Consider the following 22,329-nt stretch of genomic DNA (forward strand, 5'->3'; position numbering starts at 1 on the left):
CTCACCGCCACGCGCCGACCAGTTCCACCTCTTCCCCACCCATGCCGCGTTTGAACGCCGTCACGCCCGGTGCCTCATCGGGCAGGATGCCGCCCAGGTCAAACCAGTCCCGGCCCTGCCGCTTCAGTTCCTGCATGGCGCGCCAGAGCAGCAGGTTATGCGCCCGCGCCGCGCGGCCCGCCCCGTCGGACCAGCCGATCTGATAGGTTGCCGCCTTACCATGGCCCAGGATCAGGATGCCCGCCACCGGCACCCCGTCCTTGACCGCGCGCAGCAGCAGGATGTCGCCATCCTTGTGCATTCCGGTGCGCATGCGGATCACCAGCTTGGGCGACGGCCCGCGATAGCGCTTGGCCGCCTTGTCCTTCTGGTACTGTTCCAGAAGCCAGGGAAGCTGTGTCTTGCCGTCGCGGTCGATCTCGATGCTCAGGCCCGCGCGTTCGGCCTGGTTCAACGCATTGCGCCATTTCTGCGCCAGCCGCGCGCGCAGCGCCGCCTCATCCCGGCGCAGATCGACCCACAGGGTGCGGTATCCCGGCGCCTTGTCGCGCCGGAACCCGGCCCAGCGCATCATGGCCTCGGCCTCTTCCCCGGCCGGCCATTCCGGCACCACGGCGGTCCAGTTCAGGGGACCGCTGGGATATTCCTTGCGGATCAGCTTCATGACCATGGCGAAGACGGCGGGCTTGCGCGCCTCTGGCCGCAGCATCGGCCCCCGGTGCAGGCGGGCTACGCGGATCAGCTTGAACACCCGCCGCTCGCTCATCACCACCAGACCGATGGGCCGGTCGGACAGCTCGATAATGCCCAGCCGGGGCCGCCAGCCCTCCACCGTCAGCATGGCCTGATTATAGCCGAACCCCTGGGTCAGGCTGCTCTGCCCGCATTCGGCCAGCAGCCGGGACCATTCCGACAGACGGCCCACGTCCCAGACGATGCGCAGATTGGGGAGGCTTTCTTGGTCGGTCATCGGGGATTGCAAGTCGCGGGCGGGAAGGCGAGAGTGCCCGTCTTGCCCGCCCGCTGTCGAGTGATCATGCGCCGCACCGTTTCGCCCCCCTGGTGGCACCCCGACCATTTCCAGAAACAACGCCCGCATCTGGCCGTGCGCCAGACCGTGATGCGCACATTGCGCCGCTGGTTTGAGGATCAGGGCTTCGACGAGGTGGAGACGCCGGCTCTGCAGGTCTCACCGGGGCTGGAGGTGCATCTGATGGCCTTTGCGACCGACCTTATCGGCCCGCACCCGGATGATCGCCGCCGCCTCTATCTGCACACCAGCCCCGAATTCACCATGAAAAAGCTGCTGGCGGCGGGTGTAACCCGGCTGTTTCAGCTGTCGCATGTCTATCGCAATGGTGAACGGTCGGGCACGCATCACCCGGAATTCGCTATGCTGGAATGGTATCGGGCCGGGGCCGGCTATCGCGACCTGATGGATGATTGTGTGGCGCTGGTGCGCGCGGCCTGTATGGCTGCGGGCAAGGACAAGCTGCGCTTCCGGGGTATTGAATGCGATCCGTTTGCCGACTGGCGCGTGCTGACGGTGCAGGATGCCTTCCTGCACTATGCCGGCATCGACCTGCTGGCCACCGCGCCCGATCCCCTACGCCCCGACCGTGACCGTCTGGCGGCGGAGGTGGCGCGCATCGGCATCCGCGTGGCGGAGACTGACACCTGGGAAGACCTGTTCTTCCGCGTCAGCCTGGACCGGATTGAGCCGCATCTGGGCATGGATGTACCCACTTTCCTGTCCGACTATCCCGTCTCCATGGCGGCCCTTGCTCGTCCCAAGCCGGATGATCCGCGCGTCGCGGAACGGTTTGAGCTGTATGGCTGCGGCGTGGAACTGGCCAATGCTTTCGGCGAACTGACCGACCCGGTGCTGCAACGGACGCGGTTCGAGGCGGACATGGCCGAAAAGGAACGGCTCTACGGCGAACGCTACCCGATTGATGAGGATTTCCTGGCGGCCCTGCCGATGATGCCCGACAGCGCCGGCATCGCCCTGGGCTTCGACCGTCTGGCCATGATCATCGCAGGCGCCGGCAGTATCGATGACGTTCTGTGGGCACCGGTGGTGGTGGCGTAGGGCGGTTTACTCTCCGCCTGAATCATCCACAGCTCGTGAGAGGACAACCACTCCGGCCACGGCTGCACCGGCCAGCAAACCGCCCGCTAGCCACCAGCCCCCATTGCCCCCTTCAGCCTCATCAGCATTCAGATGAATTTCGCCCTGTTGGAAGCGCATTTCCTGACCCACTGCGCTCAATCGGACATCCGTTGATCCTCGCATATGCAGGCCAACCAGATCCATCTGGCGGGGCGGGGCCAGGCGGGCCTCCGTCGTCGGCTTCATCCAGCCGAAATCCGGATTCTGCACGCGCAGGCCGGCGGACAGGCCCAACTGTGGCTGCTGCGGCTGTTTGCGATGCGTGCCTAAGGGAATGGTGACCTTGGCTCCGACGAACAGTCCGGGCTGATTATTGTCTGCCGTGATATCCCGCGCATGGGCAACACCCGCTACGGATACCTGCGCAATCATCAACAGTCCCGTCAACCGCCCCAGAAGCTTGTTCATTCATTCCCCACTGCATCCGATGCTCATCGTGAAATAGTATACGAGCATTCAAGCAATAGTACATGAACAAGTATAAGTGTCGCGGTTGCATCCCCACCTTGCGGGTTTCATCTTGGCGATGGCCCGCAAAGCAGGGAAGGGATTAGTTCACAATGCTGACGGCGCGGCGGTTCTGGGCCCAGACATCGGCGGACGAACCGGCCACGGCGGGGCGTTCCTTGCCGAAGGAGATGACCTGCAACCGGCTGCCATCGATGCCGGCGGCCACCAGATAGCGGCGCACGCTGTCGGCGCGCTTCTGGCCGAGCGCCAGATTGTACTCACGCGTGCCGCGCTCGTCGCAATGACCCTCGATGGTCAGGGTGATGGCCGGGTTGCCGCGCAGCCATTGTGCCTGCTGGTCCAGGGTGGCCGCCGATTCCGGCGATACTTCGAACTGATCCAGACCGAAGAACACACGGTCGCCGATCTGCGCCAGCTGCTGCTGCGGCGACAGGTTTGAATTCAGGTTCGACTGTTCGACGCCGGTGGCGGGCGTGCCCGCGCCGGGGAACGGGGTGGTGTAACCGCCGCCGCTGCTGCTGGCATCCTTGTCGCGGTCGCTGACCGAGGAACAGGCCGCCAGCAGCATCACGGGTGCCAGCAGCAAAAGGTTGGTGCGTTTCATCTTGTATCTCTCATTCCCAGATGTTTTCCGCCGGTCGGGAAGACCGGTGGCCCCCCATCATCCAGCCCTGCGATTGCGGCGGGACTTGGACGAAAGCCGGGCCTGTGTTTGGCATATGGCTGTCGGCGCGAGCAGAGGGCACCATGCCATGGAACCGGGACACCCGAGAGCGGTTTTCCGGCAACCCGGAAAGCCGCTCCGGCGGCGACTGCCGCCGCGCCCGCCCATGCGGGCGTAAAGCCAAGCCGCGGACGCGGCGCCGGCGCCTGAGGCAACGCGTCAAGCGTGGCCGATATCGGCGGACAGCATGGACAGGTTGATGCCCAGGCTGGCCAGGGCACGTTCCCATTTCCGCTCCTGATCGGTATCGAACAGGATGCGGTTATCGGCGGGCGCGTGCAGCCAGCCATTCTGCTGCATCTCCTGATCCAGCTGTCCGGGGCCCCAGCCGGCATAGCCGAGCGCCAGGATGGCATCCTGCGGCCCCTGGCCCTCCGCGACCGCGCGCAGGATATCGACGGTGGCGGTCAGCACCACCCCATCACTGACCGGCACGCTGCCTTCGCGGTTATAGTCGGCGCTGTGCAGCACGAAACCGCGTCCCGATTCGACCGGGCCGCCGAAATGCACCGTCAGTTCGCGGGCCGGCTGCGTCACCTCGATATCCAGCTGGTGTAGCAGGCTGGTGAAGCTGATCCCCTCGAACAGCTTGTTCACCACCAGCCCCATCGCCCCTTCGGCATTGTGGACGCAGATATAGATCACGCTTTTCTCAAACCGCGGATCGGGCATCTGCGGCATGGCGATCAGGAACTGACCGGTCAATGAATTCAGGGGCTTCTTGGACGATGTCGGCATGGGCTGTGGCGTGGCTTTCATCCTGGAAACCGATCATAGCAGCCCGTGCCGCCAAGGTGGGCGGTTTTTCTAGAGGTCCCTTTTGCTTGTCGCGGGGCCGGGTGTGGCCTAGAAACGGCACATAGGTTCAATCAACATCCCCTTTGTGGAGGATATCCAGATGAGCGTGAAGGTTGGCGACCGCATCCCGTCGGTCACCCTGAAGCACCTGACCGAGTCCGGCATGCAGGAGGTCAGCACCGACGACCTGTTCAAGGGCAAGAAGGTCGTCCTGTTCTCCGTCCCCGGCGCCTTCACCCCGACCTGCTCGGCCAAGCACCTGCCGGGCTTCGTTGACAATGCCGAGGCGTTCAAGGCCAAGGGCGTGGAAGACATCGTCTGCATGGCCGTGAACGACCCGTTCGTCATGCAGGCCTGGGGCAAGCAGAACAACGTGGCCGGCAAGGTCACTATGCTGCCCGATGGCAATGGCTCCCTGACCAAGGCCCTGGGCCTGGAAATGGATGGCACGGCCTATAATCTGGGCCACCGCAGCCAGCGCTTCGCCCTGGTGGCCGAAGATGGCGTCGTGACCCGCCTGGAAGTGGAAAAGCCCGGCGCCTTTGAGGTGTCGAGCGCCGAGCACATTCTGAAGGTGCTGTGATCGGGAAAGGCGGGCCGCCCATCCCCCCGTCCCCCGCAAAGGGCGGGCGGGGGAGAGGGCAGGCGGTCCGCCTTGCCCTTTCCTAATCCCGGCGGTGATAGGCCAGGATAAAACAGCGCAGGGCAGCGGCAAGGCCGACCCCTGCGGCACGGCGGCGGGCCACCTGCTCCACGATGAAGGCGGTCATCACCCCTTCCGTCAGGGCGATCCCATCCAGCGCCAGCCACAGATCGGGCGGCATCCGCACGGCCCGCATCTCCCCCCCGATCAGGAAAGATCGCTGACGGCGCGGCATCCCGCATCCCACCTTGTCCATGGCATGGGCCAGACGCAACCCGTGATCGGCCAGCGGGCCGGCAGGGGCAGTGGGGTGGGCGATGGGGCGGGTCTTCATCGACATGAAAATAGTAGGACAGTTTTTGCCTTTGCCCGACACTGTCTGTTCAGACAGGATGACGGGGTCATATGGCCTTTCCCTCTTTCGTGTGATGCCGGATGCCGACCCTGGACGATGCCTTAGGTGCGATAGAGGGAAGCCGCGATCTCGACGGCCTTCATGCCGCGTTCAACGCCCTGTTGTCACGGCTTGGTTTTGCCAGCTTCTCCTATATCGATATCCGCGAGCTGCGCGCGGGCGACGGCCTGCCCTTCTATCAGACCAGTGTGCGGGCGGATTTCGCCCGCACCTATGAGGATGAGGGCTTCATCCTGCATGATCCGGTCTTTGCCCGTGCCGCCAGCACCAACACGCCTTTCCTGTGGACCGACCTGCCCGATTTCGCCGCCACGGCACGGGGGACGAAGCCGCGCCGGGTGCTAGAGGCGGCCTATGATCATGGTTACACCCAGGGCTATGTGCTGCCGGTCCATGCACTGGATGCCGCCGGGCGGCCCGCTTCCTCCCTGATCTCCATGTACTGGACGGATCGGCCCGACGAACTGGCCGCCGGCACGCCGCGCTGGCTGCGGCTGGCGGCGTTGGCCTATCACGAACGCGCCTTGGCGCTGCGTGGTGTGCGCGATGGCCTGACGCCACCGCCGCCCCTGACGGGACGGGAGCGCGACTGCCTGCTCTGGGCTTGCCGGGGCAAGACCATCGCGGAGACGGCTATCATCCTGAATATTTCCGACCGCACCGCGAAGTTCCATGTGGAGAACGCGATGCAGAAGCTGGGCGTCCACACCAAACCCCACGCCATCGCCATGGCGGTCCATCTGGGCCTGATCGCACCGTAGGCAGTTTACCCCCGCCCGGCTAACAAACTTTCCGCCGCTGCCCTGGCTGCCTGAGTGATCTCTGCACCCGACAGCATGCGGGCCACTTCCTCCAGCCGTTCTTCCACCGACAGGGCCACGACCTCTGTGGCGGTGCGGCCGGCGCTGACCTTCTTGCGCACGTTCCAGTGATGTGCGCCGCGCGCGGCCACCTGCGGACTGTGGGTGACGACCAGGACCTGCAGGTCATGCTGGCCCAGCCGGGCCAGGCGTTCGCCGATGGCATCGGCCACGGCCCCGCCCACGCCGGTATCGACCTCGTCGAACACCAGGGTCGGCACGGTTCCCACCTGCGCCAGCACCACTTTCAGGGCCAGCATGAAGCGCGCCAGCTCACCACCCGATGCGATCTTGGCCAGGGGCCCTGGCGGTGTGCCGGGGTTGGTGGCGACCTGGAAGGCGATGTCGTCGATGCCTGACGCACTCCACCCTTCCTCGCCAAGCTGTTCCACCTTGGTGGCGAAGCGCGCTTTTTCCAGGCGCAGGGGCTTCAGCTCCGCCGCCACCGCCTGATCCAGCTTGCCAGCCGCCTTGGACCGGCCCGCCGACAGGGCCTTGGCCGCCTCAAGATACGTGGCCTTGGCCGTTTCCGCCTGCGCTGCCAGCTTCGACAGAAGGTCGCCCTGATCCTCGATCAGGTTCAACTTGGCGGCCATCGACGCGCGCAGGGTCACCAGACCGTCGACATCGGTCCCATGCTTGCGCGCGGCACCGCGCAGGGCGAACAGGCGTTCCTCGATTTTGTCCAGATTGCCGCCATCGCCATCCATATCGGCGGCAAAGCCCTGGATGGCGCGCGATGCTTCGCCCACCTCACTGGCCGCCTGATCCAGGACGGAGATGATGGGGTCCAGCTTGCCGCCGGCCTTGTCTGCGATGCGCGACAATGTACGCAGGGCCGATGCCAGGGCCCGTTCCGCCCCGCGCTCGCCCGACAGTTCGGTCGACGCCTGGGTCAGGCTCTCGATCAGCTTCTCGCGGTGCTGAAGCACGATGCGCTGTTCGGCCAGCGCCTTTTCCTCGCCTTCCTCGGGCGATAGCTGGTCCAGCTCCTCCACCGCGTGGCGCAGGTAATCTTCCTCCGCCCGCGCGCGGTTGGCGTCAGCGGCGGCGGTCAGCCTTGCTTGCTCCACTTGCCGCCAGGCCCGCCAGCTTGCTGCCACCTTCTGCCCCTGCACTGATAGCTGGGCGTAATCGTCCAGAAGGTCGCGGTGGGTGCGCGGGTCCAGAAGGCCATGGGTGTCGAACTGCCCATGCACCTCGACCAGCGTTTCGCCCAGCCGGCGCAGCAGGGTGACGCCCACCGGCTGATCATTCACGAAGCAGCGGGAGCGCCCGTCATTGGTCAGGGTGCGGCGGATGACCAGCGTGTCCTCCACCTCCAGCTCCTGCTCCCGCAGGATGGCGAAGGCGGGGTGGTCGCCGCGCTTGCCCAGGTCGAACTCGGCGGTGACGCTGGCCTGTTCGCAGCCATGGCGGACGAGGCTGCTGTCGCCCCTGGCCCCCAGCGCCAGCCCCAACGCATCCAGCAGGATGGATTTGCCGGCACCGGTCTCCCCGGTCAGAACGCAAAGCCCCGGCTGGAACGCCAGCGTCAGGCGTTCGATCAGGACGACGTCACGGATCGACAGGGTGACAAGCATGGCGCAGCCGGGGCGATAGGGTCAGGGTATGTTAAATCTAGATCAGAACAGCCAGTCGACAGCCCGCTGGAACAGCGACGGCTTCTCGCCACGTTCGCTGCGGTTCATCAGGGCGTAGGTGTCCTGGTACCAGACGGAGCCGGGATAGTTATGGCCCAGCAAGGCGGCATGGGCCTGCGCCTCTTCCCGGATGCCCAGGGCGAGGTAGCTTTCGACCAGACGATGCAGGGCCTCAGGAACGTGGCTGGTGGCCTGATATTCATCGACCACGCGGCGGAAGCGCTTGATGGCCCCCATATACTCGCCCGTGGCCAGATAGAATCGGCCCACTTCCATGTCCTTGCCGGCCAGATGATCGCGGGTCAGGTCGATCTTCAGGCGGGCATCACGGGCATAGGGGCTGGCGGGGAAGCGGCGGACCACTTCCTGCAGGTTCTTCAGCGCCTCATACGTCGTGCCCTGGTCGCGGCGCACATCGCTGATACGCTCATAATTGCACAGGGCCTTCAGATAGAAAGCGTAAGCCGCATTGCGGTTGCCCGGATGCAGCGCGATGAAACGATCCAGCGTCGTGATCGCGTCATCGTACCGCAGCGCCTGATAGTGCGAATAGGCGGCCATCAGCTGCGCGCGCACGGCCCATTGGCTGTACGGGTGCTGGCGCTCGACCTCGTCGAACAGCAGCGCCGCCTTGGTATAGTTGCGGTTGTCGATGGCGTTGGACGCCTCGGAGTAGATTTGCTCTACCGGCCGCTCGACATAGGGCAGCTCATCCTTCTTGCCCGAGCAGGCGGCGAGGAACATGAGGGCGACCGGCGCCAGATGGCGAAGGACACGGGCGCGGCGGTTCGGACGTTCGGTGCGGAGCATCGGCAAGGACAACCAAGCAGCAAGCATGAATGCGGGATGCCTTATAGCACGCACGGGACCGCCACCGCCAAGCGGCAAACGTCACGGGCACGCACGCAAAGGCGCTTTTCGCGGAAGATGGCGGTGAATCCTGGCGGAACCATGGCAGGCGGGGGCCTGTTATCACCGCTCCGGCGCGGGCCGCGAGGCCTGAAGCATGGAATCCGGCCTGTCCTGGGCCAGCGCCTTGTCGAAGCGGTGGCGCAGGGTTTCGCCTTCCGGGCCGGGGCGGAAACAGACATGCAGGCTTTTATCCTCCAACAGCCGGGCATTGAAGCGCAGGCCCGCGCGCAAGGGTCGCAGGTCCGGGTCCGCCGATAACAGATGGGCCAGGACGTTGGCATCGATCACCGCCATGTCCAGCCTGCCTGCCGCCAGCTTGCGCAGGTTGGCCGCATCATCGACCGCCGGTTCCACGGTCAGGGTGCCGTCGGCGGCGGCGCGGTCGAAACTGTCGGTATTCACATAACCGCGCACGGTGCCGATGCGCCGGCCCGCCAGGTCCTTCAGGGTGCGCCAGGTGACGGGGGCCGCCACACGTTCGGCGAAGCCAAGCGGGCTGCTGCCGATGGGGGCGGAAAGCAGGCATTGTGCCTGACTGGCGGCGGTCCGGTATTCCGGGAAATAGCCGGCGTGGCCCGGCGCCTTCAGGCCCGTGGCCACAGCCCGTTGCCAGGGCAGGAACGTGACTTCCGCCGAAAGGCCGGCGCGCGCCAGGGTGCGTTCGACAATGGCCGTCGTCAGCCCCCGGTTCGGCAAACCCTCACCGCTGAAAGGCGGCCAGTCGAGGCTGGACAGCCGGACGGTGGCCGATGCGCCATCAGGGGCGGTGCCGGCGCGGGCCATCATCACGGCTGCCACAGCCAACAACAGGACCATGGCCAAGCCCCGCAGGGTGGCAGGAGGCAGGCTGGGAACTGGCCGTCGCATCATCGCTCGCCCTCGGAACGATGTGGATACTGCCCGATGATCCCGTGAATACCAGTGACAGTAAAATGAAAAAAAGGACGCCGGACAATCCGGCGCCCTTCGGCTTTCAGCGATACAGCCCGATCAGGCCACGGCGGCCCGGCTGTCCCAGGTTTCCGCATCCTCGCGGCGCCACGCCGCGGCGTCGGCGAACAGAGCGCGCAGGATGGCATTGTTCATGGCATGGCCGGGGCGCAGGCCCTGGTAATGGCCCAGGATGGGACCGCCCGCCAGATACAGGTCGCCGACAGCGTCCAGGATCTTGTGACGGATGAACTCATCCGCATGACGCAGGCCGCCCGGATTCATCACGCGGTCGCCATCAATGACGATGGCATTGTCCAGCGAGCCGCCCAGGCCCAGGCCAGCCTTGCGCATCGCCTCCACCTCATGGGCGAAGCCAAAGGTGCGGCAATCGGCAACCTCCGCCTTGAAGGCACCGTCAGTCAGGCGCAGGAAGCCTTCCTGACGGCGGATCAGGGCCGTATTGTCATAAATGATCTCGGCGCGGAAGCTGCTGACCGGGGCGGGGGACAGGCTGACGATCTTGTCACCGTCCTGAACACGCACCTCCTTCAGCACGCGGATCATGCGGCGCGGCTGGTCCTGCTGCTGAATGCCAGCACATTCGATCAGGAAGACGAACGGGGCCGAACTGCCATCCATGATGGGCAGTTCCGGTGCGTCCACCTCCACCACGGCATTATCAATCCCCAGGCCGCGCAGCGCGGCCATCAGATGCTCGATCGTGCCGATGGTCGTGCCCTGCTCATTCTTCAGCAGGGTGCACAGACGGGTATCCGCGACAAGATCCCAGCGGGCCGCGATCACGGCGCGGTCGGCGGGCACATCGGTGCGGATGAAGCAGATGCCATGATCGACCGGGGCCGGGCGCAAGGTCATGCGGACGCGGCGGCCCGAATGCAGGCCGACGCCAGCGCAGTGAATGGTCGTATTGAGCGTCTGTTGCCAGGACATGGGCTTGTCCCTTTCCGATAAATCGACAGTAACGCCCCCTGATGCGGAAATCCAGCCACCGGCTCCGAATGGCAGTCCCGACCTTGGCCGGGGGCCAATTTGGAGTGCAACGCCATCCCACCTGCGTTGCAATGCGGTATCGCTGATCGCCGCATCGTGAAAATGACAGAGTGCGCGTCCAGCTTCAAATCACTCTTTGTTACCGATTGTTACGGAGAGTGTTGGTAAGTGTCTGAAACACTTTCATAATTTTGTCTTAATTGTGGCAACAAACAAAAAGAAAGGGGCCGGTCCCCGCCGGACCGGCCCCTTGTGCACTGCGATAAGCGTTTGATTTTGAACGAAGTTCAGATGCTCGGAGCTGTTTTTGGCAAACCGAAAACAGCGCCGGCGACTGAGGAATACGCTTCAGTTCGCCTGACGACGCAGGAAGGCGGGGATGTCCAGCATCTCCTCGTCGCTCTGCGCGGTCTTGGGGCGGGGGGCCTGCGGGGCAGCCTGTGCCACCGGCTGCGGGGCCGGGGCGGGGGCGGCCTGACGGGCCTGGGCGTTGAACTGCGGTGCCGGGGCCTGGGGGGCCGGGGCCGGCATGCGCGGGGCGGCCGGTGCCGGCTGCGGGGCGCCGCCGCCGAACAGCTTGGCGAACAGGCCACGCTTTTCCGGCTGCGGGGCCGGCGGCGTGAACCGCTCCGGTGCTGCCGGCTGGCTGCTGCGTGGGGCGCCTTCTGCTGCACGCGGCGGGATGAAGGCATCGTCGCGGCGGGCCGGGGCGGCGGGACGCATGTCGGACGGGCGCAGCTCATGATGCGGCTGCGGTGCCGTGGCGGCGGCCATGGCAACAGCGGCCTGGGCTTCCGCCGTGCCTTCATCAGTCATGGCCGGGGCGGCTTCCTCCGTCATGGCCACAGCGGCACCCGGCATCGGGGCCGGCTGCATCGGGGCAAAGGCGGGGGCGGCAGCCGCGACTCCGGGGATGGCGGCGGGCTGCAGGGCCGGGCGGGCCGGGATCGGGTTGGCCGGGACCGGCGGGATGCCGGCGACGGCGGCGGCCGGCGCAGCAGCCGGGGCCGCTGCGGGGGCGACACGGCGGCCCGACACGACCTGCAACTGCGGCTGACCGATCGGCGGACGCTGCTGCACGGCATTGTCGATGCCCGTGGCGACGACCGACACGCGCATCTTGCCCGACATATGTTCGTCGAAGGTGGAACCGAAGATGATGTTGGCTTCGGGGTCGACCTCGTCACGGATGCGGTTGGCGGCTTCATCCACCTCGAACAGGGTCATGTCATGACCGCCCGTGATGTTGATAAGCACGCCGCGTGCACCCTTCATGCTGATATCGTCCAGCAGCGGGTTGTTGATGGCGGCTTCGGCGGCGTCGATGGCGCGACGGTCGCCCTCGGCCTCGCCGGTGCCCATCATGGCCTTGCCCATCTCGCTCATGACGGTGCGGATGTCGGCGAAGTCCAGGTTGATCAATCCTGGCATGACCATCAGGTCGGTCACGCCGCGCACGCCGGCATGCAGAACATCGTCGGCCATCTTGAAGGCGTCGGCGAACGTCGTCTTCTCGTTGGCGATGCGGAACAGGTTCTGGTTGGGGATGATCAGCAGCGTGTCGACATACTGCGCCAGTTCCGAAATGCCGCTTTCGGCGGTGCGCATGCGGTGCGCGCCTTCGAAATTGAACGGCTTGGTCACCACGCCGACGGTCAGGATGCCCTGTTCACGCGCCGCACGGGCGATGACGGGGGCCGCACCCGTACCGGTACCACCGCCCATGCCGGCGGTGATGAAGCACATGTTGGTGCCCGACAGATGGCCCAGAATTTCTTCCAGCTGTTCTTCCGCCGCCGCACGGCCCACATCGGGGCGCGACCCTGCGCCTAAGCCGCGGGTGATGGTGGAGCCCAACTGAACCCGCTTGGAGGCCAGGTTGCCCTGCAGCGCCTGCGCGTCGGTATTGGCCACCACGAACTCGACCCCTTCCAGCGCGGAACGGATCATGTTGTTGACGGCGTTGCCGCCGGCACCGCCGACACCGAACACGGTGATACGGGGCTTGGTCTGCACTTCGACGCTGGGGATACCGAGTTTGATGCTCATCGCTGTGGGCTCCTCTGGCGGGGGAGGGAAATCGGGAAAGGCGGCGGGAACGGGTGGTTCAGGCTTTGGCTGCTCGTCGGCGGGCGCGGGGCCTGTGGCATGGTCTTCGGGTCATAGATTCTCCCGCAGCCAGCCATTGACGCGGCCCCAAAGCCCGGTGGACTTTTCCGGCATGGGGGCCAGCGCCGGCATCTCGTGGTTTTGCTGCATGGCATAGGCCAGCAGACCGGCAGCCGACGCGAAGGCCGGGCCGGAAACATTGGTGGCCAGCCCGCCGATGCGCAGCGGACGGCCCAGGCGCACCTGCTTGTCCAGCACATTGGCGGCCAGTTCGCGCACGCCCGACAACTGGCTGGCGCCACCCGTCAGGACGACGCGGCGACCGGCGGCCTTGGCAAAGCCCGACTGGTCCAGGCGGCCATGCACCAGTTCGAAAATCTCTTCCATGCGCGGCTGGATGATGCCGACCAGGAGCGATTTCGGCACATGGTTGGTCTGGCCGCGCTCCTCCTCGCCCACCTGGGGCACGTCGATCATCTCCCGCTCGTCCGACACGGCGGACACGGCGGAACCGTACAGGGTCTTCAACCGCTCGGCCTGGGCCACCGGCGTGGTCAGGCCACGGGCGATGTCGTTGGTGACATGGCCGCCGCCCAGCGGGATGCTGTCGCACCAGACCATCTTGCCGTCATTGAACACGGCCATGCTGGTGGTGCCGCCGCCCATGTCGATGACGGTGACGCCCAGTTCCATCTCATCTTCCACCAGGCACGACAGGCCGGCGGCATAGGGGCTCATGACGAAGCTTTCGACACCCAGATGGCAACGCCCGACACAGGTGGACAGGTTGCGCACCGGGCCGCCGGCGGCGGTCACCACATGGGTGCGCACGCCCAGCCGTTCGCCCACCATCCCACGTGGGTCGCGGATGCCCTTCACCCCGTCAATGGCATAGCCGACGGGGATGGAATGGATCAGTTCGGCATCGGGCGACACGTCCAGCTTGCGCGCCTCCGTCAGGGCGCGGCGCACGTCGCTGTCACCGATCTCCGCCCCCGTCACCGCCGTTTCGGCGATCAGGGTCTGGCTTTCCGGCTGCCCGCCCGACAGACTGACCAGAACCTCGCGGATCTGTTCGCCTGCCATGGTCTCGGCGGCATGGACCGTGGTGCCGATGGCGGTTTCGGCGGCTTCCATGTCGACGATCCCGCCCGAGCGCACGCCCCGGCTGATCTGGTGGCCGATGCCGACCACGCGGATGCTGCCCGGATCATCGACCTTGGCGATGAAGCAGACAACCTTGGACGAGCCGACATCCAGCGCGGCGATGGTGCCGCCGCGCGGAACCTTGCGGGCCTTGGTACGGGTATTGAGGGCGCCGGGAAATGCCATGATCGCGTGCCCTCAGGTCTTCTGCTTTTTTTCGGGGGGCTTGCGGCGCAAATCGGCCGCAGCGGCGGAGGTCTGGACCGACAACCGGTCCGGGATGCGCAGGTCGATGGCGACCACATCCTTGTTCAGCACGTCATTTGTCTGCTGAATCATGGCCAGTTGATGCAGGGCTTCCGGCACATCATGTTCGGGCAGGCGGATATCGATGCCGTTCTTCAGGCGCAGGTCCCAGCGGCGACCACCGACCAGCACCGCTGCCTCAACCATCTGTGCGATGGCGGGCTGCTTAGCCAGCATATGCAGCAGGGCCGGCCCGCGCTTGGGCGCGTCCGGGCCCACCAGCAGCGGCAGGTTCGGCCATTTCGAAAGGTCATTGGCCGTCAGCACGATGCCGTCGGCGTCGATCAGGCGCATCTGCCGGTCATGCTGCCACAGGGCCATCGGCTCACGTTCGGTGATGGTGATGGCGATGGTGTCGGGCAGGCGGCGTTCCACCCGTGCCTGACGAACCCAGGGGATCTGTTCCAGCGACGTGCGCGCATGGTGCGGGTCAAAGGCCAGGATGGGCGTGCCGCGCTGCACCGCCAGCGCGTTCAGAAGGTCGGCCTGCGCCGCCTTCTCGCGCCCGACCACCGTCACATCCTGCACCGACAGGCCGGCCTCGACACTGGCGGTCAGGACCTTGTCGGTGGCGGCATGCACCAGCAGTTCGCCATAGCCCGAGCCCCAGACCCAGCCGCCCACAGCCAGCAGTGCCACCAGCGGCGCCGACCGCCGCGCGATCTTCATCGCCGGTTCGGCCCAGCGGGGCAGGGCACGGCGGCGGTTCGCCTCCTGGGCGGCACGCAGCGTCGCGCGCTTCTGCGTTTCGGCAAAGCGCGCGCGGGGATTATCGGTGGTGGGCGGGGCGGTGGGCGTCACGCGTGGCATCGGGCATGCTCCACTATCCAGGCGCACAGATCGGCGTAGCTGATGCCCAGCGATGCCGCCTGTTCAGGCAGCAGGGAGGTCGGCGTGAAGCCGGGCTGGGTATTGGTTTCAAGGAAGCACAGGCCGGTAATTCCCGGCTTGGCATCATCCCAGCGGAAATCGGTGCGCGACACGCCGGAGCAGCCCAGCACCTGATGCGCCAGCAGCGCCAGACGCTTGGCCTCCTCGGCCACGTCCGCCGGGATCTCAGCCGGGCAGACATGGACCGAACCGCCATCGGCGTATTTCGCCTCATAATCATAAAAGGCGGTGCGGGGGACGATTTCCGTGACGGCCAGGGCGCGGTCGCCCATGACGCCGACCGTCAGTTCGCGGCCCGGAATGAACTTCTCCACCAGCACGCGGCGGCCATAGACCCAGCTGTCTTCTTCCAGGACCGTGAAATTGTCGCTCTCGCGCACGATGCGCACGCCGACGCTGGAACCCTCATCCACGGGCTTCACGACATAGGGCGGGGGCAGGACATGGCCGGCCAGGACCTGTTCCTTGGTGGCGATGACGCCATCGGCCACGGGCATGCCCACGGTCGCCAGGATGCGCTTGGTCAGGGCCTTGTCCATGGCGACGGCGGATGCCATCACGTCGGAATGGGTATAGGGCACACCCAGATATTCCAGAACGCCCTGGATCAACCCATCCTCGCCGCCCTTGCCATGCAGGGCGTTGAAAATCACGTCGGGATGCGGGGTCAATGCTGCGATCAGGCCGGCCAGATCACGCTGCACATCAATGGCCGTGACCTTGTAGCCCTTGCTCTCCAGCGCCTCGGCGATGCGGGACCCGCTGACCAGGGACACTTCCCGCTCCGCAGACCATCCGCCCAACAGGACGGCGACATGCTTCGAACGGTTCTCGGTGCCCATCACAACAGTTCCCCCTTTGGCTGACGCGTGGTGACGCGTCGCCATTCCTGCCGGCCCTTCCGGCAAATTCTGCGCTATCGCAAGATGTTGTGTGAGGCAGCCCCAGCCTTCCCACAAGATTCGGTGTAAGCGACGGATTACGGGGCTGCAAGCGCCAAAATGAAGCGCTTTTAAAAAAGCGACTCGGGGTGCTGCGACCTGTTGCAGCGGAGACTCACATTTGTCGGCCAGGGTGGCATTCATGACTCACCCCCGTTCGAACGGGGTAGTCCGATCCGGCGTATTTCCCAGCGCAAATCCACGCCGCTCTTCGCCTTCACACGCGCCCGGACCTCTTCACCCAGCGATTCGATATCATGGGCGGTTGCGTCGCCCAAATTCAGCAGGAAGTTGCAATGCTTCTCGCTGATCTGCGCGCCGCCGATGGTCAGACCCCGGCATCCGGCGGCATCGATCAACTGCCAGGCCTTGTGCCCTTCCGGGTTGGCAAAGGTCGATCCGCCGGTGCGGGCGCGCACGGGCTGGCTGTCGGCGCGGGCCTGCTGAATGGCGTCGATGCGCGCCTGGATGGCGGCGGGATCGTCGGGCCGCCCCTGGAAGATGGCGCTGGTGAAAATCACATCGTCCGGCACCCCGCAATGGCGGTAGGTCAGGTGCAGGTCCTCACGCGTGTAGCTGTGCTTCACACCCTGCCGGTCCACCCCGTCGGCGGACAGGATGACATCCACCGTTTCGGCACCATAGGCGCCGCCATTCATGCGGACCGCTCCGCCAATGGTGCCGGGAATGCCCGACAGAAACTCCAGCCCCGCCAGACCGGCGGCCTGTGCCGTCAGGGCGACATTGAGGTCGAGCGCGCCGGCACCGGCGGTGATCCGGTCCCCGTCCACCGAAACCTCCGCGAACGGACCGCCCAGCCGGATCACCACACCGGGAACGCCCCCATCCCGGACCAGCAGATTGCTGGCCACACCAATGACGGTGACGGGCACATCGGCGGGGCAATGGGCCAGGAAGTAGGAAAGATCATCCGCGTCCGCCGGGCGGAACAGGGCCTCTGCCTTGCCGCCCACACGAAACCAGGTGCTGGGGCCCATCGGCGCATCCGGGGTCAGCCGTCCCCGGATATCGGGGGCGGCCTCTTTCAACCGGTTGGTCAGCGCCTGTCCATCCAGCACCTGCACCATGTCAGTCGCCTCCCTTATTCAGGGTGGCCAGCTTGTCCAACTCGCCCGGCAGGGCATTGGCCCATTGCGTGATGGTACCGGCGCCCAGGCAGACCACCATGTCGCCGGGCTTCGCTATCTCGGCGATCAGGCTGGGCAGGGCCGCCGGGCTGGATAGGGCCGTGACATTGCGGTGGCCGCGCACGCGCAGGCCTTCCACCAGATCATCCTTGGCCGCACCCTCAATGGGCTGCTCACCCGCCGCATAGACATCGGCCACGACAACCGCGTCGGCATCGTTGAAGCAGGTGCAGAATTCCGCGAACAGGCTTTGCAGGCGGGTGTAGCGGTGGGGCTGTACAACGGCAATGGTCCGGCCCGTGCCGGCCATGCGCGCCGCCTTCAATACGGCGGCGATCTCCACGGGATGGTGGCCGTAATCGTCGATGACGACGACGCCGTTGCTCTCCCCGGTCTTGGTGAAGCGGCGCTTCACGCCCATGAACTTGGCATAGGAGGCGCGGATGCTGTCGTCGCTGATGCCCAGGCTGATGGCCACCGCGATGGCCGCCAGGGAATTCTGGACATTGTGCAGGCCGTACATGGGCAGATGCACGCCTGTGATGGTGCGTGCCTCCGACGCGGCCCGGTCGGTCAGTTCCACGTCGTAATAGCAGCCGGACGTGTTGGTCACGATATTGACGGCGCGCACATCGGCCTGCGGGCTGAAACCATAGGTCACAACGCGGCGGTCCACCCGGCCCAGCATGGCCTGAACCTCGGGATGGTCGATGCAGAGCGCGGCAAAGCCATAGAAGGGGATGTTTTCGACAAACCGGTCGAAGGCCTTCCGCTCCTCCTCGAACGTCCCGTAATGGTCCAGATGTTCGGGGTCCATATTGGTAACGATGCCGATGGTGGATGGAAGCTTGGTGAAGGTGCCATCGCTTTCATCTGCCTCCACCACCATCCACTCGCCGCTGCCCAGCTTGGCATTGGTGCCCAGCGAATTGATGATGCCACCATTGATGATGGTCGGGTCCATGGCCCCGCCTTCCAGCAAGGCCGCGACCATGCTGGTGGTGGTGGTCTTGCCATGGGTGCCGGCCACCGCGATGGACCATTTCAGGCGCATCAACTCGGCCAGCATCTCGGCCCGGCGCACCACGGGGATCATGCCCGCCCGTGCCGCCACGACCTCCGGATTGTCCTTCTTCACAGCGGAGGAAATGACCAGGACGGCGGCATCGCCCAGGTTTTCGCCCCGGTGCCCGATCTCCACCTTGATGCCCAGCTTGCGCAGCCGCTGGACATTGTAATTATCGGCCATGTCGCTGCCCTGCACGGCATAGCCCAGATTGTGCAGCACCTCGGCGATGCCGGACATGCCGATACCGCCGATGCCGACGAAATGCAGGGTTCCGATATTCAGCGGCAAAGCCCGCATGGGTCAAACTCCAAGGCGACGGGTGATGGTGGAATAATCATGGTGCAGGCGCGGGGCGATTTTTTGTTCCATATGTGAAACAAACCCGCCTTTCAAAGGGCTCTGCGGTTGCGGCAGGGTGAAGCGCCGGCGCGTCAACCCGTTCAGCAGCAAAGGAAAGGCGCGCTCCAGTTCGGCCAGCGTGGGTTCGGCGGTGGTATCAATCATGCTCATGCGGCATCCCCCTTCACCACGCGTTCAACGGCATCGGCCAGCCGGTCGGCGGCGTCCGGGATGGCCCAGCCGGCGGCGGCCTTTGCCGCACTGACCAAACGGCCCGGATCAGCCAGGAAAGAAGCCAACTGTTCTGATACCGAAACAGGTGTGAAATCCTGCTGCGACAGCAGCCAGGCGCCACCGGCGCCGACCAGCGACTGTGCATTGGCGGTCTGGTGATCATCCATGGCGTACTGGTACGGAACCAGCAGGGAGGGGCGGCCAACCACAGACAATTCGGCAACCGTTCCGGCACCGGAACGGGCGATCATCATGTGGCATCCCGCCAGCTTGGCCGGCATATCCTTGAAGAAGGTGGCGAGTTCCGCTTCCACACCCATCTGGGCATAGGCGCTGCGGGCTGCCTCAATATTTTCCGCCCGTGCCTGCTGCACGATCTTCAGGCGGTACCGCACATCCTCGGGCAGCATTTCCACGGCCCGCGGCAGCACTTCGCCAAAGATCGCCGCACCCTGGCTGCCACCGGTGACCAGCAGGTTCAGTGAACCACCGGCATAAGGCGCGGGATAGGGCGCGTCGCGGAGCGCCAGGATGTCGGGGCGGACGGGGTTGCCCGTGCGGATGATACGCTTGCCATCCACCGCCGGCAGTCCAGCAACGCTGGGGAAGCTGGTGCAGATCATCCGCGCCTTGGCGGCCAGCAACCGGTTGGCGCGCCCCAGGACGGCATTCTGTTCATGCAGCAGGGTGGGGATGCTCGCGCTTTGCGCCGCAAACACGGTCGGCAGAGACGGGTAGCCGCCGAACCCGACCACCAGGGCCGGCTGCAACTGCCGCAGCAGGGAACGTGCCTGTGCCGTGCCCACCACCAGTTCCACCACCATGCGCAGCTTGGCCCAAATGCCGGGGGCAGCGGTCGCGGCGCGGATACGTTCGACGCGCACGTCGGGCAGGCTGTCGCCAAAGGCCTTGCCGCGCTTGTCGGTCACCAGAATGACCGAATGCCCGCGCGCGATCAGCGTGCGGGCAAGCGCCTCTGCCGGGAACATGTGGCCGCCGGTTCCCCCGGCGGCCAGGATGATGGGGCGAGATGCGGTCATAGCGCCTCTCCCGGTCCAAACCGCTTGCGGGTCAGGGCCAGCACCATGCCCATGCCGATGCCCAAGGCGATCAGCGAGGAGCCGCCATAGGAAATGAAGGGCAGGGTCATGCCCTTGGTCGGCATCAGATGCAGGGCCGAACCCATATTGATCAGGGCCTGCAGGCCGAACTGCATGGTCAGGCCGCTGGCCGCCAACATCACGAACAGGCTCTGGTCATTCGACGCGCGGGCAAAGCTGCGCAGGACCACAAAGCCGAACAGGCAGATGATGATCATACAGGTGATCATCCCCATCTCTTCGCCCGCGACGGAGAAGATGAAGTCGGCATGGCTGTCGGGGATGGACATCTTGACCGTACCCTGGCCGGGTCCGGTGCCCCAGATGCCGCCCTTCTCGAACGCTTCAAGGGAGCGGGCAACCTGATAATTGTCGCCGGCGGCGGGGTCCAGGAACCGGTCGATACGGCTCTGCACGTGCGGGAACAGGAAATAGGCGCTGACCAGACCGCCAATGCCCATCACCACGCAGGACGCCACGAAGACGATGGGCAGGCCCGCCAGGAAGAACTGGCCGAAGAAGATGCAGGTGATGACAAAGGTCTGCCCCAGGTCGGGCTGGCTCATCAGCAGGACCACGATCAGGCCATACAGCCCCACCACCACGGGGATACCGGGCACATTCTCCTGCGTGCGATGCAGGGCGAACAGCCACGCGGCAACAACCGCAAAGGCGGGCTTCAGGAATTCTGACGGCTGAACAGAGATGCCCGGAAGCTGCAACCAGCGCGTGGCGCCCTTGATCTCCATCCCGATGAACAGGGTCAGGAACACGCCGAACGTGGCGGCCAGGAACAGTATGACCGCCAGCCGCCGCACGCCGCGCGGCGACAGCAGCGATACGCCGAACATCAGGCCCAGCGACGGGATCAGGACCAGCAGATGCTTTTCGATGAAGTGGAAGCTGTCGGTGCCGATCCGCGTCGCCACGGCAGGGCTGGCCGCCTGGACCAGCACGACGCCGATGGTGGCGATCAGGATCACCGCCGCCATGGTCCAGCGGTCAACGGTCCACCACCAGCGGCCCAGGATCGAATGATCGGTGCGGGAGAATGAAACCATGATCAGACGATCCCCCCATTGGACAAGGCCCGGACGTGGCCTGCAAAATCATCGCCGCGCACTTCAAAATTCGGATACTGGTCAAAGCTAGCGCAGGCCGGTGACAGCAGGACCACCGGCGCCTCCCGACCCTCTTCCTTGGCCTTGGCAAACGCGGCACCAACGGCGACATCCATGGTGCCGCAGCGCGTATGCGCCACGCCGCGCGCCGACAGCCATTCAGCAAACGCCTCCGTCGCATCACCGATCAGGAAGGCATGCGCCACCGCCGGCATGAAACCGTCCAGCCCGTCCAGCCCCGTATCCTTGGCCTTGCCGCCCAGGATCCAGTAGATGGGCTGGTAACAGGCCAGCGCCTTGGCCGCCGCGTCGGCATTGGTGGCCTTGCTGTCATTGATGAAGCGGACACCGTCGATGCTGCCCACCAGGCTCTGGCGGTGGGCCAGACCGGGGAAGGTGCGCAACCCGTCCAGGATGTCGGCATGGTTGATGCCAACCGCGCGGGCCAGGGCATAGGCGGCGGCGGCATTCTGCCAATTATGCGTCCCGGGAAGGGCGGGCAGGCTGCGCAGGTCGGTGACGGGATGATGGTGACCACCCCGATCATCCACCAGAACCCCGTTTTCCACCCCGATCCCGCCGCTGACGGGGCCTTCGGCGCTGATGCGGATCACCTTGCCGGGGAATTCGGCGTCCAGTTCCAGGGCCATCCGGGCGCAATGCGGATCGTCAATGCCGATCACGGCCACCTGCGCGCCCGTCGCCATCCCCTTCTGGAAGATCAGCTTTTTGGCCGCGATATAGCCATCCATGCCGCCATGCCGGTCCAGATGGTCGGGCGTGATGTTCAGCAGGACGGCCGCGTCAAAGCCCAGCGAGGGCGTGATTTCCAACTGATAGCTGGACATTTCCAGGACATAGACGCCGTCCGCGCCCAAGGCGTCAAACGACAGGGCCGGAATGCCCAGATTGCCGCCCACCTGTGTCGGCCTGCCCGTGCCGGCAATGATATGGGCGACCAGCGAGGTGGTGGTGGATTTGCCGTTGGTGCCGGTGATGCCGACATAGGTGGCCTTGGGGCATGCCTGACGCAGCAGCTCAATATCGCTGATGATCGCCACGCCGGCGGCCTTGGCCTTGGCCGCGATGGGGTTGGGTGTGGGGTAGGTGTGCGGGATGCCAGGCGACAGGACCAGGGCGTCGATGCCGGCAAAGTCGGTTTCGTGCAGGTTGGTCAGGTCGATCCCGGCCTCTGCCGCCGCCTTCTGCCCGCCAGCGCCATCGTCCCAGGCCAGAAGCGTGGCCCCGGCCGCCTTCAGGGCGCGCGCCGCCGTCAGGCCTGACCGGGCCAGACCCATCACTGCGATCCTGCGACCTTTCAGATGGCCAAGATCAATCATTC

Annotated in this window: 22 protein-coding genes; 3 read left to right on the forward strand and 19 right to left on the reverse strand. The window is 65.5% G+C overall.

Translation table 11 applies throughout. The features are described 5' to 3' along the window. Position 1 precedes the first annotated feature (1 nt). Positions 2-970 (reverse strand): lipid II:glycine glycyltransferase FemX, encoded by a 969-nt coding sequence (locus tag ACT6Q8_RS01670; protein WP_444735067.1) that lies wholly within the window; start codon positions 968-970, stop codon positions 2-4. A gap of 66 nt (positions 971-1,036) precedes the next feature. Between ACT6Q8_RS01670 and epmA the strand changes: the two genes are divergently transcribed. Then, the gene (gene epmA, locus ACT6Q8_RS01675; RefSeq protein ID WP_444735072.1) at positions 1,037-2,092 is read left to right on the forward strand and encodes an EF-P lysine aminoacylase EpmA; all 1,056 of its coding nucleotides are present in this window, start codon (positions 1,037-1,039) and stop codon (positions 2,090-2,092) included. A 6-nt stretch (positions 2,093-2,098) separates the two neighbouring features. Here epmA and ACT6Q8_RS01680 read toward each other — a convergent pair whose 3' ends face one another. The 3 genes from ACT6Q8_RS01680 to ACT6Q8_RS01690 all read right to left on the reverse strand — a co-directional run bounded on the left by ACT6Q8_RS01680 (position 2,099) and on the right by ACT6Q8_RS01690 (position 4,127). Further along, a complete protein-coding gene (locus ACT6Q8_RS01680; RefSeq protein WP_444735068.1) occupies positions 2,099-2,581 on the reverse strand; it encodes a hypothetical protein in 483 nt (160 codons plus the stop codon). 142 nt (positions 2,582-2,723) lie between these two features. Further along, the gene (pal, locus tag ACT6Q8_RS01685; RefSeq protein WP_054165920.1) at positions 2,724-3,248 is read right to left on the reverse strand and encodes a peptidoglycan-associated lipoprotein Pal; all 525 of its coding nucleotides are present in this window, start codon (positions 3,246-3,248) and stop codon (positions 2,724-2,726) included. 279 nt (positions 3,249-3,527) lie between these two features. Beyond that, positions 3,528-4,127 (reverse strand): YqgE/AlgH family protein, encoded by a 600-nt coding sequence (locus tag ACT6Q8_RS01690; RefSeq protein WP_444735069.1) that lies wholly within the window; start codon positions 4,125-4,127, stop codon positions 3,528-3,530. A 139-nt stretch (positions 4,128-4,266) separates the two neighbouring features. Between ACT6Q8_RS01690 and ACT6Q8_RS01695 the strand changes: the two genes are divergently transcribed. Next, complete coding sequence (locus ACT6Q8_RS01695) at positions 4,267-4,749, forward strand: peroxiredoxin (protein WP_054165921.1); 483 nt, start codon at positions 4,267-4,269, stop codon at positions 4,747-4,749. A gap of 82 nt (positions 4,750-4,831) precedes the next feature. On the opposite strand, the gene ACT6Q8_RS01700 is transcribed toward ACT6Q8_RS01695, so the two are convergent. Further along, positions 4,832-5,149, reverse strand: coding sequence for a ribbon-helix-helix domain-containing protein (locus ACT6Q8_RS01700; RefSeq protein ID WP_082371923.1), 318 nt, complete (start codon positions 5,147-5,149; stop codon positions 4,832-4,834). Between the two features lie 95 nt (positions 5,150-5,244). Here ACT6Q8_RS01700 and ACT6Q8_RS01705 point away from each other — a divergent pair, with 95 nt between their 5' ends. Next, complete coding sequence (locus ACT6Q8_RS01705) at positions 5,245-5,985, forward strand: helix-turn-helix transcriptional regulator (protein WP_054165923.1); 741 nt, start codon at positions 5,245-5,247, stop codon at positions 5,983-5,985. A 5-nt stretch (positions 5,986-5,990) separates the two neighbouring features. On the opposite strand, the gene recN is transcribed toward ACT6Q8_RS01705, so the two are convergent. The 14 genes from recN to murD form a co-directional block, all read right to left on the reverse strand. After that, positions 5,991-7,667 (reverse strand): DNA repair protein RecN, encoded by a 1,677-nt coding sequence (gene recN / locus ACT6Q8_RS01710; RefSeq protein WP_054165924.1) that lies wholly within the window; start codon positions 7,665-7,667, stop codon positions 5,991-5,993. 42 nt (positions 7,668-7,709) lie between these two features. Then, positions 7,710-8,471, reverse strand: a complete 762-nt coding sequence (locus tag ACT6Q8_RS01715) for an outer membrane protein assembly factor BamD (protein WP_054166017.1) — start codon at positions 8,469-8,471, stop codon at positions 7,710-7,712. A gap of 228 nt (positions 8,472-8,699) precedes the next feature. After that, positions 8,700-9,455 carry a substrate-binding periplasmic protein gene (locus tag ACT6Q8_RS01720; protein ID WP_444735070.1) on the reverse strand — a complete coding sequence of 252 codons (756 nt, stop codon included), beginning with the start codon at positions 9,453-9,455 and terminating at the stop codon, positions 8,700-8,702. A gap of 174 nt (positions 9,456-9,629) precedes the next feature. Then, the gene (gene lpxC / locus ACT6Q8_RS01725; RefSeq protein WP_444735071.1) at positions 9,630-10,523 is read right to left on the reverse strand and encodes a UDP-3-O-acyl-N-acetylglucosamine deacetylase; all 894 of its coding nucleotides are present in this window, start codon (positions 10,521-10,523) and stop codon (positions 9,630-9,632) included. Between the two features lie 408 nt (positions 10,524-10,931). Next, positions 10,932-12,632 (reverse strand): cell division protein FtsZ, encoded by a 1,701-nt coding sequence (gene ftsZ, locus ACT6Q8_RS01730; RefSeq protein ID WP_444739329.1) that lies wholly within the window; start codon positions 12,630-12,632, stop codon positions 10,932-10,934. Between the two features lie 111 nt (positions 12,633-12,743). Continuing rightward, positions 12,744-14,024 (reverse strand): cell division protein FtsA, encoded by a 1,281-nt coding sequence (gene ftsA / locus ACT6Q8_RS01735; RefSeq protein WP_054165928.1) that lies wholly within the window; start codon positions 14,022-14,024, stop codon positions 12,744-12,746. A 12-nt stretch (positions 14,025-14,036) separates the two neighbouring features. Beyond that, the gene (locus tag ACT6Q8_RS01740; RefSeq protein ID WP_444732437.1) at positions 14,037-14,954 is read right to left on the reverse strand and encodes a cell division protein FtsQ/DivIB; all 918 of its coding nucleotides are present in this window, start codon (positions 14,952-14,954) and stop codon (positions 14,037-14,039) included. Beyond that, complete coding sequence (locus ACT6Q8_RS01745; RefSeq protein ID WP_444732438.1) at positions 14,942-15,877, reverse strand: D-alanine--D-alanine ligase; 936 nt, start codon at positions 15,875-15,877, stop codon at positions 14,942-14,944. The genes ACT6Q8_RS01740 and ACT6Q8_RS01745 overlap by 13 nt, the downstream gene beginning before the upstream one ends. 239 nt (positions 15,878-16,116) lie before the next feature. Beyond that, a complete protein-coding gene (gene murB / locus ACT6Q8_RS01750; RefSeq protein ID WP_444732439.1) occupies positions 16,117-17,064 on the reverse strand; it encodes a UDP-N-acetylmuramate dehydrogenase in 948 nt (315 codons plus the stop codon). 1 nt (position 17,065) lies between these two features. Continuing rightward, on the reverse strand, positions 17,066-18,490 hold the full coding sequence (gene murC, locus ACT6Q8_RS01755) for a UDP-N-acetylmuramate--L-alanine ligase (RefSeq protein ID WP_054165932.1): 1,425 nt from the start codon (positions 18,488-18,490) through the stop codon (positions 17,066-17,068). A gap of 3 nt (positions 18,491-18,493) precedes the next feature. Continuing rightward, the gene (locus ACT6Q8_RS01760; RefSeq protein WP_054165933.1) at positions 18,494-18,697 is read right to left on the reverse strand and encodes a hypothetical protein; all 204 of its coding nucleotides are present in this window, start codon (positions 18,695-18,697) and stop codon (positions 18,494-18,496) included. A gap of 2 nt (positions 18,698-18,699) precedes the next feature. Continuing rightward, positions 18,700-19,806: an undecaprenyldiphospho-muramoylpentapeptide beta-N-acetylglucosaminyltransferase gene (murG, locus tag ACT6Q8_RS01765; protein WP_444732440.1), complete on the reverse strand. Its 1,107-nt coding sequence runs from the start codon at positions 19,804-19,806 to the stop codon at positions 18,700-18,702. Further along, positions 19,803-20,927 carry a putative lipid II flippase FtsW gene (gene ftsW / locus ACT6Q8_RS01770; RefSeq protein WP_444732441.1) on the reverse strand — a complete coding sequence of 375 codons (1,125 nt, stop codon included), beginning with the start codon at positions 20,925-20,927 and terminating at the stop codon, positions 19,803-19,805. Before ftsW ends, murG begins: the two co-directional genes overlap by 4 nt. Positions 20,928-20,929: 2 nt before the next feature. Beyond that, positions 20,930-22,327 carry a UDP-N-acetylmuramoyl-L-alanine--D-glutamate ligase gene (gene murD / locus ACT6Q8_RS01775; protein WP_444739330.1) on the reverse strand — a complete coding sequence of 466 codons (1,398 nt, stop codon included), beginning with the start codon at positions 22,325-22,327 and terminating at the stop codon, positions 20,930-20,932. Positions 22,328-22,329 lie beyond the last annotated feature (2 nt).

The organism is Niveispirillum sp., assembly GCF_052437035.1.
GTDB lineage: Bacteria > Pseudomonadota > Alphaproteobacteria > Azospirillales > Azospirillaceae > Niveispirillum.

Coding starts and splice junctions, on each gene's coding strand:
- ACT6Q8_RS01670 (WP_444735067.1), bottom strand. CDS start 970: ATGACCGACCAAGAAAGCCTCCCCAATCTGCGCATCGTCTGGGACGTG.
- epmA (WP_444735072.1), top strand. CDS start 1,037: ATGCGCCGCACCGTTTCGCCCCCCTGGTGGCACCCCGACCATTTCCAG.
- ACT6Q8_RS01680 (WP_444735068.1), bottom strand. CDS start 2,581: ATGAACAAGCTTCTGGGGCGGTTGACGGGACTGTTGATGATTGCGCAG.
- pal (WP_054165920.1), bottom strand. CDS start 3,248: ATGAAACGCACCAACCTTTTGCTGCTGGCACCCGTGATGCTGCTGGCG.
- ACT6Q8_RS01690 (WP_444735069.1), bottom strand. CDS start 4,127: ATGAAAGCCACGCCACAGCCCATGCCGACATCGTCCAAGAAGCCCCTG.
- ACT6Q8_RS01695 (WP_054165921.1), top strand. CDS start 4,267: ATGAGCGTGAAGGTTGGCGACCGCATCCCGTCGGTCACCCTGAAGCAC.
- ACT6Q8_RS01700 (WP_082371923.1), bottom strand. CDS start 5,149: ATGTCGATGAAGACCCGCCCCATCGCCCACCCCACTGCCCCTGCCGGC.
- ACT6Q8_RS01705 (WP_054165923.1), top strand. CDS start 5,245: ATGCCGACCCTGGACGATGCCTTAGGTGCGATAGAGGGAAGCCGCGAT.
- recN (WP_054165924.1), bottom strand. CDS start 7,667: ATGCTTGTCACCCTGTCGATCCGTGACGTCGTCCTGATCGAACGCCTG.
- ACT6Q8_RS01715 (WP_054166017.1), bottom strand. CDS start 8,471: ATGTTCCTCGCCGCCTGCTCGGGCAAGAAGGATGAGCTGCCCTATGTC.
- ACT6Q8_RS01720 (WP_444735070.1), bottom strand. CDS start 9,455: ATGGTCCTGTTGTTGGCTGTGGCAGCCGTGATGATGGCCCGCGCCGGC.
- lpxC (WP_444735071.1), bottom strand. CDS start 10,523: ATGTCCTGGCAACAGACGCTCAATACGACCATTCACTGCGCTGGCGTC.
- ftsZ (WP_444739329.1), bottom strand. CDS start 12,632: ATGAGCATCAAACTCGGTATCCCCAGCGTCGAAGTGCAGACCAAGCCC.
- ftsA (WP_054165928.1), bottom strand. CDS start 14,024: ATGGCATTTCCCGGCGCCCTCAATACCCGTACCAAGGCCCGCAAGGTT.
- ACT6Q8_RS01740 (WP_444732437.1), bottom strand. CDS start 14,954: ATGCCACGCGTGACGCCCACCGCCCCGCCCACCACCGATAATCCCCGC.
- ACT6Q8_RS01745 (WP_444732438.1), bottom strand. CDS start 15,877: ATGGGCACCGAGAACCGTTCGAAGCATGTCGCCGTCCTGTTGGGCGGA.
- murB (WP_444732439.1), bottom strand. CDS start 17,064: ATGGTGCAGGTGCTGGATGGACAGGCGCTGACCAACCGGTTGAAAGAG.
- murC (WP_054165932.1), bottom strand. CDS start 18,490: ATGCGGGCTTTGCCGCTGAATATCGGAACCCTGCATTTCGTCGGCATC.
- ACT6Q8_RS01760 (WP_054165933.1), bottom strand. CDS start 18,697: ATGATTGATACCACCGCCGAACCCACGCTGGCCGAACTGGAGCGCGCC.
- murG (WP_444732440.1), bottom strand. CDS start 19,806: ATGACCGCATCTCGCCCCATCATCCTGGCCGCCGGGGGAACCGGCGGC.
- ftsW (WP_444732441.1), bottom strand. CDS start 20,927: ATGGTTTCATTCTCCCGCACCGATCATTCGATCCTGGGCCGCTGGTGG.
- murD (WP_444739330.1), bottom strand. CDS start 22,327: ATGATTGATCTTGGCCATCTGAAAGGTCGCAGGATCGCAGTGATGGGT.